The following is a 10,903-nucleotide window of genomic DNA, read 5'->3' on the forward strand; positions in this document are numbered from 1 at the left end:
GATTTGATCTCAGGCGATCTCGCGGCCCGTCGGGGTGTGGGTGTGAGCGCATCGGGCAGCGTACTCGGCGGGCGTCGCGTAGCCGAGGGACGAGTGGCGATGCCGGTGGTTGTGGTCGTCCTTGAAGTCGCCGATCACCACGCGTGCCTCGAGCAGCGAGGTCCAGTGGTTGCGGTTAAGGCATTCCTGTCGAAGCCGGTTGTTGAATGATTCGATGTGTCCGTTGTTCCACGGCGTGCCCGGCGGAATGTACGAGATGCCGACCTTGTCCGTGCAGAACTGCCGCAGCACACCCGAAACGAACTCTGGCCCGTTGTCCATCCGCAGCACTTTCGGCGGCCCGCCCAACAGGGCGAACGCCTTGGAGTTCCTCGGTCAATCTCTCGGCGGTGATCGAGCGTTCCACGATGTTCAGGACCGACAGCCTCGTGTGTTCGTCGATCTTCGAAGCGATCTTGATCGCCTTCCCGTCGATGGTGGAGTCGAACTGAAAGTCGATCGCCCACACCACGTGCGGCGCGTCGGCGTCGACCTGCGGCACCGAGCTGATCCCGGCCCGCTTGCGTGGGCTACGGGCAGCGACCTGCAGACCTTCGGACCGCCAGAGCCGGTGCACCTTCTTCTTGTTCACCGTCAGGTTCAGGTCGTGACGCAGATGGGCCCACGCCCGACGAAACCCGTGCCGCGGATGCCGGCGTGCGTAGACGCGCAGGTGCTCGCGCAGCACGGCGTCCGGATCGGCCGGCGTCTGCGCAACCGGTGTACGCCGATAGGTCGCCCTGCTGAGCCCAACAACCTTGCACGCCAGCCGTTCCGACATGCACAAACGCTGCTTGAGCATGTCGACGGCACGGCGCCGGGCAGCTGGGCTCAGAATTTTCCCTTAGCAACCTCGCGCAGGGCATCCTTTTCCAGCTCGGCTTCGGCGAGCAGGCGCTTGAGCCGGCTGTTCTGCTCCCGCAGTTCCTTGAGCTCCTTCGCGGCGTCGGTGTCCATCCCGCCGTACTGGCGACGCCAGTTGTACAAGGTCGCGGCCGACACGTCCAACGCTGCCGCGACCTCCTCGCCGCTCTTGCCCTCCGCGCCGAGTTCGTCCGCACGACCCAGCTTGCGCACGATCTCCTCGGCGGAATTGCCGCTTACGTCCAGCCACGTTCCTCATCGTCCTTCCAGCCCCACCAGGGGCAACGGGACTCTAGAACATCGTGGACTCATCTACAGGGGACAGGCCAACCCCATCACCGCCGATGCCACGGCCATCCTCACCGACCTGAACATCCCGCATTCGTAGTCAGCGTTGGCACACTAAATCTGTGCAAGTCAGGGTTGTTGATTGACCCGATCCGGCCGGTACACCCCACTTAATCGCGTGCAACTCGGATGTTGAGCTGCTGACTCTGGGTAGGGCCCCTCCGTCAAGCCGATGACGCGATTCTGGGGTCCAAGTTCACTTGAACCACTCGGTGATCGTTCTTTCTAGGGCTATCGATGGAGCCACGGTTATCGAACTGAGCGCCGCGCCGGCCGCACCGATGTACATTGCGGTGTCGCCGCTGAGTCCAACTTGCTGCGCGGCCTTTTCGAACTGTTCGCCATGTTCAACAGCAACGTCACTGATTCCCAAGCCGACATCGAGTGCCTCGCCAACAGCCAGACCGCCGCGGAAAGCGTCGAGCAGATCGCCCGCGAACGGGATATTGCCCGCTTCGTCGAGCGCCGCGCCGGTGAGATCGCCCTGGCTGGCGGCATGCGCGGCAGATGCGTGACCGAGGATATCCCCTGCCAAGGGAACTGCCGCCACGAAATGCCGGCCAGCGTGGGCGAGCTTTGCCGCGACCTTGAGGGCTTTGCCGGGCTTCTCGATCGCCTTAACGAGGCCGGTGGTGGGATCGACTGCTGGTCCTTTGGGCGTGGACTTCGTCCAGTCCATTTTCGCTCGCTCAGTGAGGTCCGCAGTTGCTGGAAGTCGTTTTTTGCTAGCTGCGGCGGCGGCTTCCAACCCCTTCGCGGTATTTGGGCCTTTCGCCTGCTCGCTGAGGTCAAGGTGCTTCGCCACGTTGTGCGGAGTCAGGGTCTTCCCATCAAACTGCGGGTCCCAAACCGGCTTGTCTCCGATTCCAGATTTGACCGTCGGGTCCTTCTTGGTTGACCACACAGACGACATTTGATCGCCCATTTTCTTCGGGTCGAGTTTGACCGCCGCAGACTCCTTCACTCCTTTGTGGTGGTGCTGCTCGATCGGCGTCTTGCCTTGTTTATTTGCCATTTTCGCGGCCCGTTTCTGCATGGGGTCAGTGGTATGCCCAGCTTTCTTCGCATCCTTGAGGTTTCGATTCATTTCCCGAGCTTTGGCGGCCGTATCACGTCGGCGCTGGTTCTCGAATTTCTCCGGTGCCAGGCCAGCTACGTCTACCATGTCGATTGGGCTGCCAGCTCCGTAGGTGTAGAGGTCAATCTCCGCATCAATTCCAATGGGGTCTGCACTTAGCCACCGACCAAGCCAAGTCACGTAGTACCGCAACCCGTGGTAACAGAACCCGCTTTCATCGTCCCGTTCTTTGCCCGTATACCGATATCGCTTGGCCGTTTCTGTCTGACTGCGCACCGCTTGGTAGGTCGTGGAACCGTACGGGGTGTATTCCTCGTAGGAAATCACCCGTGCCTGCTCATCTAGTTCGAGGCTGGACGAGCCGAGATGGTTGCTGAACTGGTAGCGGATAAGCTGGGGTGGCCTGGGGTCGGTGCCTACTGTCCGCGTCTCGACCAGCGCGATGCGCTGTTTGTCGTCCATGATGTGTAGCGTTTCGCGGACGAGTGGGTTAGCACCGTTCTTCCGGTAGATCTCGAAGCCATCCAGGTAGATGCGGTCGTCCTTGAGCTGGCCGGTAGGGAGTTCGGTTACCTTGCGCACCCGCTGACCGGCGCCGTCATAGACGTACCAGGTGCGCTCCCCTTGGCGCTCCACACCGTCAGTGTCGGCGGGATTCACCGCCTGGCGCTGGGTCATTTGCAATTGGTCGTTGAAATCCCACTGCATGATCTGCAGGTGTGGCATGTGCAGCATGTTGCCGTGTGCGTCATAGCCGTCACCGACGGCGCTGTAGGTCTCGGTCCTGCCGCCGATCGTGGTGCTGGTCAGGCGGTTATTCTGCCTCGCGGGTTCGAGTTGGCTTGTCTCGTTGTACGCGTAGAAGCGGGTCCATGGGGGATGAACGGGGTCACTCCCGTGGTGCTGCATCTGGTCGAAGTTGCCGACAGCGTCATACAGGTAGCGCTCGAGGTAGCGCCCGACGGCGTTTCCGTCGCCGGGATGCATAAGTGCCACACGCGGTGCGTCGTTGTAGGAGTGCGGTGTCGGCGCATTGGGAGCGCCGCCACCGATCCCGAGGTGCTCGCGTCCGGTGGCCTCGATCAGCCGGTTGAGTGCGTCATAGGTGTACTCCGCACTGGGCTCGACTCGCCTGTTGTTGAAGAAAATTGCTTGTTGGGCGTCGTCACGGATGTGGGTGATGTTCCCCGCAGGGTCGTATGTGTAATGAAGGTTCTGAAGCTGACAGCCGCGCCAATCCGCCGGAGCCGGTTGCGGGCAATCGCTCGGGAACGCGACGGCGTCCCGGCGTGTGAGCAAGCGCGACAAGCGCTGGGTCAGAGGGTCGTAGGCGTAGAGGGTCCTCGCGCCGTTGCCGTAATCGATCAGTGTGCGCTGGCCCTTGGCGTCGTAGTCGATGTCTGTTATCGCACGCAGGTTCGCGGTTGCGGGATCGAGCGCGCCGCCGGGCTCGGCGTCCTGGTTGAGCCAGGCGTGCACCTGTTCCAGCAGGTTCGCATCGTTGTAGGTCAGCTGAATTATGTTCACCGTCGCGCCCGGACGGTCGCTGTGCGGCGCGATCAACTGGATCGGACGATTGAGCGCGTCGTAGCGTGTACGGCTGGAATAGGTTTCGGGTTCGAGCGGCACCGCGCCGGACCAATCGAGCGTGGCCTTGTAGGACTGTGCGAGCCGACGCCGACTGTGCAGCAGATTGCCTTTGAAGTCGTACGCGTCGCTGGTGACAACGCCGGCCTGGTCGTGCAGTTCGACGACTTTCCCACGCAGGTTTCCGGCCTCGGGATTGAGGCGGCTCTCGCCGTACGTGTTTTGTCCAACAGTGATCTCTGGGCCCGCGGCGTCGTGTAGAAGAGTCTCTGTCGGCCGCCGCAGTGGATCGTAGGTTGTGCGGAGGCGGCGATTGCGGCTGTCCCAGGCGTAAATCGTTTTGCCAACAACGTCGTTCAGCGTCCAGCGCTCTCCCGCCTCCATGCTGGCCTGACGGACGCGGTTACCGAGCATGTCGTAGTCGTAACGCATGACGGAGCGGTCCATGGCGTCGATGACCTCGCGTTGGTTGCCTTCGATGTCGAGAACGGTCCGAGTGCTGTGGAACTCCTCGACCCGTGAATCGGTTGGGCGACTGTACCGGAACGCGTTGTGAGCGACACTGAGGAAGCCGCGGCCAAGCGAATCGACGTGCGCGACAGTAGGCGTCGCGGCATGGATACGCGTCTTCTCCGCGGCGCGCGTCTCATTCGCTCGATCGACTAGATCCGGATACCGCTCGCCGAACGCGGCTGCTTGCACTGGATCTGTGCGCAACGCACCCCAAGTCGGTAGGTACTCCGCATCCGCGAGGTGGCTGAAGAACTCGCCAACATCAGTATCGGCGCGGGGGTCTGCCACAAGGGTCGTGTCGTTGACATCCCAGGTTTCCTGCCGCCACGGATCGAAGATCACCTTCTCCCAGCTGTGGTTCGGGTGCATGGTGGCGACCACTCGTCCTATCGGGTCATAGGAGAGGATCGGGCTGACGCCGATCTGGACATCGAATTCGAAGCGGTGGGTATCGGTGAAGAACGGTTCGTACTGCCGGACGGGGTTGCCCTTGTTGTTGAACACCGTCCAGCCGTTCCCTACCCACCGCGGACCGACGACATTCGGCGTCAACTGCGGCTGACCATTCGCGCCGACGATGATCTTGCCCTCGGCGTCGCGCATCGGCACCGGACCTGGCTCGGCCTGAATCTTTTTCTGGATTTCGCGGCCGAACCCATCGGAGTAGGAGAGGCTGACCTGGATCCGCAAATCTGCGGCAGGGACGGATTCGTTGGCGTGCGACTCGCGAGCGAGGGTCGCGGCAACGCTGGGCGGCTTTCGATTTGGATTCGGCTCACGCTGGTAAGCCGTCAAGTCATAGATGACGCGTGTTGTCGCGTCGTCGAGCAGTGTTGCCGCCATCGGACCCTTGGGATCCGCGAGGAACTGGTCGATCTCTGCTTGCGTCAGGTCATGGCGGAAGCCAGCGGCCAACCGATCACCCGGGACTGGAACCTCTTGCGGCTTACCCATCACCGCCGTGCCCACAACCATGCCAAGAGCGTCGAAGGCCACCTCCGACCGGTTGCGGTTGGGGTCCATCACCGACGTCGGCTGAAGGACGCGATAGTCCTGCCGGAGGCGGTCCGGCGGGAGCGTCGGGTCGACGTTGCGTTCCCCGGCGGTGACACGATTGCCGAGAGCGTCGCGTGTCTCCTGCACCAGCAGGTCGTAGAGATCGTAGGTCACGTGGCTTTCGGTGCTGATCGTGGTCGAGTGGAACGGGTCGCGGAACCGGTGTGGCAGGAAGAAGTGCTCGCGGGCATGGGCCAGCTCCGCAGGTGAGCTATCGGCAGTCTCGGGGGAAAAGCGGATCCGCCCGGAAGGAACCCACCAGCTGGTGTCGCCTTCCGAATGAACGTAGCGGGCCTCGTCCTCGAGCATCGGATCGGTCACTCGGCCGCCGTACACCTCGGCGATGAGCCCGGGCGTGAATGCGAGCTTGTAGCTCTCGTGGTTCAGCGCCAGCGACTGCAGTTCGCCGAGCGGCAACGGCCCAGCGAGGTTGTTGCGTTGGTAGTAGGTACGCACATGCTCGATCAGGCGCTTCTCACGCTGCCCTGCCGACGGCTCTTTCTCGTAGTCGATGACGGTCGCCGTCGCGCCCGCGTCGAGGACTTCATCAAAGGTGAAGCGGCCTCGGCCCGCCGGGCGGGGCAATCCGGTGAGTTCGAAGGTGCGCGACTCGCACAGGAGTGGTGCCCGGTGATCGCCGGTGGAGTCGACCGCGTTCGTGACGCGGTTCTCCGTGTATGTGGTGTGGATGCGTGACTGCTTGGCCTGATCCGCCGGAGAAAGGCGGGAGTCCGACTGTCTGCGGCCGTACCCGATCGACGCGGACTTCAGTACGTTGCCGTAATCGTCCACTTCGAGTGTGAGCGCATGGCTGGTGCGTGGGTCAGAAGGCTCGCGTTCGTAATGGAAGCTGAGCGATTCGCGCTCGTGAGTAAAGAACACGCCGTGGCGGTTGACTCCTCGTGGCTGCAGCCGACGGATGGTGTAGTTCTGCTCGGTGACGGTGTAGGGATGCTGCTGCTTGCTACTGCCGTCGAGGGCGTAGACCTCCTGTCGCAGCATGGATCCTTTGAGGGCACGGCACGCTTCGCGCTCCTCGTCCGGGGTGAGCCCCTCGGGCAGAACGGTGTCGTCGAGTAGTAAGTCGCGCGCTTGGGCGTCGGTCATGCCCGGTTCGCGGTAGTACTCGCCGAGATCGTTCGCGTCGATCAGCCCCGCGTAGAAGTCCGACACGTGATCGCGCCCTAGATGCACGCCAGGGTGGAACCACGTTTTGGTCAGGACCGGTGGCACATGGGTCGCTGAGTCGACATTGGTCCCATCTGGAGTTTGGCCTCCGGCAGTGAGCGCGGCAAATTGTTCGGTGTCCTGCTGCTCCACCATCCCGAAGCCACGGAACTCTCTCTCGGCACCGTCGAAGTAGCCGTGGTGGTAGTGGTAGCCGGTGACGAACCGATTGCCGCTGACACGATCGTCGGTGACGACACGCTCGACGACGTGTACCGGAAAAGGCAGTCGACTCACCCACGGTCGGCCGTCGTACTTGTCCGTCAAGTAGAACTTGGTCGAGGAGGCGTAACGAACCCGCGTTTCCGCGCCTAGGTTGTTCACGGATTGGACGAGTAGATGCGGCTTCGTCCCGCCCATCAGATCGATGTAGCGCATCTGACGGCGCGCGTCGCCGGGGAGGGGCGAGGACCACACCAGGCAAGCAGTGCCGTTGCCGAGTAGGTCGGCAGTCATCACCGCCGAGATATTGTCCGGTGCCGGGAACTGGGCCAGGCGACGGACTTCGCTCAGACGGTTTCCAGATTGGTTGAAGTAGAGCTGTACGCCCTCGCGGGACAGGTAGATGATGTCGGTTGCGCCGGAGCCGTCGATGTCGGCCAGGCGGAGGCGGCGCTGATCGAAGTGATCGGGCGTATCAAAGCAGGGCGCGTTGTCCATCGTGACCTTGGTACCGAAGCGGCCGTAACCGAGATTCGGCCAGTAGCAGACCTCGCCGTTGCGTATGCGTACCAGGGCGGTGAGGCCGTCGCCGCACATGTCGGCGAGGTAGATCGACTGGGTGCCGTCGGCGAAGACAAGGCGTGGGCCGCGTTCTTCATCCAGCGCATGGGCGACACGCACGGCCGGGCCGAAACCGTTCTCGGCCAGCGAAGGGTGCCAGACGAGGGCGTCGTCTTCGGTGATCAGAACGTCGGCATGGCCGTCGCCGTCCAGGTCCACGAACCGGAGATTGGGGTCTCGGCTGTCGCGGGTGATGCGCGAGGCGAATGGACGGAAGGGCTGCCAGCCCTCCTTGCCGTCGTTTTCGTACAGACCGGGCATGGGCCCGTCCAACACCACGAGGTCGGGCTGGCCATCGCCGGCGAGATCCATCACCTGCGTCTGTCCGGCAGCCAGGGTGAGATTGGGTTTGACGGCGACGAGTTCGGCCGCAGCAAGTCGCGCTGGGGCGAGTTCGTCGCTGTCGTCGTCGACGGGGAGCGGACTGAGGTTGCGCTTGTAGAACCAGGCCTCGGCCTGCTCGGTAAGGATCCCCGGAATCCCTTCACCGTGTAAGTCGATCCACTGAAAGGTGGTGCCATCGATACCTACAGGCAGATTCTCGAGGCTTTCAGCGTCCAGTTCGAGAACGGAGTCCTGAATGTGTGCCTTGCTGTACTGGAATTCTATTGGCGGAAGACGCTTTTCCAGGTATGCGGGGTATTCGATACCGTCGCGAAACATGATGTCTTGCGTGTCGTCGCGAACGTACCCGACCTGCGTCATGGTCTGAATGAAAGACGCGAAGCGGGTGCTGCCCTGATGTGTCAGCTCGTCGTCGATTGTGACGGGTTCCTCGAAGTTCAGGTCGTGGTAATCGATCTCGGTGGACCGCACCAGTCCTTCGTAGCCTTTCTCGCCGGTAGGTAGGTCCGGGATGTGATGGAACATCAGGACGCGCTGGCAGCGGCGATATGTGCGCAGTTCGAAGCCGGAGCGATAGGACGAAAAGGGGTCGGGGCGAACAGCCCACGGGCGTCCAACCGATGGAGAAACTCGGGCATACGAATGTTGATCGGGATGCGGGTTGGGATCCACCTGTTCGTAATGCCCGTCGCCATAATCGAATACGACTTCGAACAGCCAGGAAGCTAGGCTCAGGTCCGGCTGACGGAGAAGCGAGACGCGATTCCCGTACTTGATGCGCTTCAAGTATCGATTCGCTGTGCGAACGCGGTTGCGTTCGTTGGCCTGCCGGCCGTCTACATTGTCGTCGTTCTCTGCCGAGTACTCGTAGACGATGCCGTTGCCTTTATCGTCCTGGCTCTCACAGATGAGCCAGGAGTAGATTCGCGTGGGATGGTCAGCAGAGGGATCAGCGGGATCGAAGATGCGAGAGGTGTTGTCCTTGCCGTAGAGCGTGGTGACGTTGTCGCGTGTGATCGATCGCCAATGGACCTCACCGGTTGAGGTCGCTGTCCAACGCTCGATGCGAGCGAACAGACCCTCGACCCGTGGTCGGTAACGATGTACGACGAAACCGGGAGATGTAGTTTCATCTTCGAACCGTGTTCCGTCTGGCGTGAGGACAGGAACCAGATCCTCGGCACCCGAGAGGACGAATGCATCGGAATCGTCCGCATCGTGATATTGCGGCAATCCCTTGTCCGTTTTCCGGGTGATCGCCGGGAGGGAGAGGCTCCACCCGAAGCCGAATGGCCCGTTACCGGAGCCGGAGTCGTAGGACAGGGAGAGCTGGGGACCGAAGCCGGAACGCCCGGGGCTGGTTGCGAGGGGGACTGACATCGAACACGTTCCCGTCACCGGGTTGGCGGCAAATTTCTCGCCGATTCCCCGAATTGCGCCGCCACCCTTTGGTAAGGAGATCGAAGGCGTACCCGGCTTGTCCTCGCTGCCAGGTCGACTAGTGGCTCTTTCTGCGGAAGCCATAGTTCATAATTTTACCGCTCTTATGGGGAGTCGGCTGCTTCAAACAGCGGGAATTTCCTAGCGGAATGCGTTCTCTGAGTAGGTGTCCCGCCGGCGGCGCGGCCTGGCGCCGAAATGGCTGCCTGTTCGTGGAACAGTCTCAATTCGAGTATCCCACTACGTATGACGCCCCCACGCTTCCGCGGGAAGATCGAGACATACCTGCGACGAGCTGCGGCGAACCCCTGATCGGGTCACCGCGGATGCATCGTACCCAAACGCAGGATGCGTGCGGTCTGGATTTCACGTTCGGGCACACGCGCCCATCGTCTTTCGTCAATCCTCACACGGGGCAGCCGTGGCGGTTCGGGGCATCGTGCATGCCGGTGAGCAGATTGCAGTGGTCGGAAATGAGGGCGGTTCGAGTGGGCCGCACCTGCATTTCGAGACCTTCGGTGCGCCCGGACGCTTCGGTGGGCCGGATGTGGATCCCAACTCGACCTGGCTCAGCGACGCTGTCGATCATCCCCGGCTCGACATTGGATCGGGGATTCCACATCCTGCTGAGCCAATGGAAAACCGACGGCCCCGACAAAGGTTGGCCGTACCGGGCGATGCAGTTCAAGATCCCCGTGCCGAACGGAGCACCATTCCGCGACGACGGCGGCGTCAGTGGCCACGACACTCGGTAGCCGCTGATTCACCGCGGCGCGTAACCCCCACGTCCTACAATTCGTTCATGGTCGTGAGGTGGCCATCGATCGCGCGGGGAGGCGAGGTCAGCGTCGCCACGCGCGAGTCGAGGCGCGGAATCGTCATAGTCGGACCCGCCGGGGTGGGTAAGACGACCCTGGCACGGACGCTTGCGTCCGACGGCGGCGAGTCCGGGGATCACCGCACACCGCTGTGGGCTGTCGGTACCGAATCCTCTGCGGACGTTCCGCTGGGCGCATTCGCCAATCTGGTCGACATCGGCGCCACCGATAACCCGGAAACCGCGCTCGCAGGCGCTTACGCATCGCTTCGCGCGAAGGATGCGACCATCGTCGTCGACGACGCGGATCTGCTGGATCCACTCTCGTTGATCTTGGTCAGGCAACTGGTCGAGGACGGCAGCATCCGGCTGATCGTGACAGTCGGCAGCGGTGGCGCCACGACGCACATCACCGAGACACTCGCCGACGGGATGCTGCCGCGCATCGAGCTCGGTCCGTTCACCAGGGAGCAATCCGTGCAGGCCATCGAGGCTGCGCTCGAGGGGCCGCTGGACGAGGTCAGTGCCGAATGGGTGTGGGACGTTTCGGAGGGTAATCCGCTCTACCTGCGCCACCTCGTCGAGGGGTCGTGGGAGGCTGACCTACTTCATCTGGTCGATGGGGTGTGGCAGCTGCGCGCGCCGCCCGTCGCCACCACGGCGCTGACGACGCTGATCGGGTCGCGCCTGCGTAACGTGACACCTGATGCGCTAGTGCCCCGCGTTTGAAGTTTTTGGGCGGTTGGCTTTGTTGAGGATCTGATCGGCCGTCTTGGTCCACACGAACGGTTGTGCGCGCGGGTTCC

2 protein-coding genes and 1 pseudogene are annotated in these 10,903 nt (G+C 62.5%); 1 reads left to right on the top strand and 2 read right to left on the bottom strand.

Annotation, left to right across the window (positions count from 1 at the left end; translation table 11 throughout):
* Positions 1 to 9: 9 nt before the first annotated feature.
* Both ACFWO3_RS16275 and ACFWO3_RS16280 read right to left on the bottom strand, forming a co-directional pair.
* Positions 10 to 1,149, bottom strand: a pseudogene (locus tag ACFWO3_RS16275) (IS3 family transposase).
* A gap of 298 nt (positions 1,150 to 1,447) precedes the next feature.
* Entirely contained in the window at positions 1,448 to 9,364 is a 7,917-nt protein-coding gene (locus ACFWO3_RS16280; RefSeq protein ID WP_378579516.1) for a SpvB/TcaC N-terminal domain-containing protein, read from the bottom strand.
* A 718-nt stretch (positions 9,365 to 10,082) separates the two neighbouring features.
* Between ACFWO3_RS16280 and ACFWO3_RS16285 the strand changes: the two genes are divergently transcribed.
* Positions 10,083 to 10,826 carry an AAA family ATPase gene (locus tag ACFWO3_RS16285; RefSeq protein ID WP_378579518.1) on the top strand — a complete coding sequence of 248 codons (744 nt, stop codon included), beginning with the start codon at positions 10,083 to 10,085 and terminating at the stop codon, positions 10,824 to 10,826.
* The last annotated feature ends 77 nt before the right edge of the window (positions 10,827 to 10,903 follow it).

It is taken from the genome of Rhodococcus sp. NPDC058521 (assembly GCF_042719695.1).
GTDB lineage: Bacteria > Actinomycetota > Actinomycetes > Mycobacteriales > Mycobacteriaceae > Rhodococcus_F.

What these genes read in the sequence shown, in the direction of transcription:
- ACFWO3_RS16280 (WP_378579516.1), bottom strand. Translation starts at nt 9,364, where the DNA reads ATGGCTTCCGCAGAAAGAGCCACTAGTCGACCTGGCAGCGAGGACAAG.
- ACFWO3_RS16285 (WP_378579518.1), top strand. Translation starts at nt 10,083, where the DNA reads ATGGTCGTGAGGTGGCCATCGATCGCGCGGGGAGGCGAGGTCAGCGTC.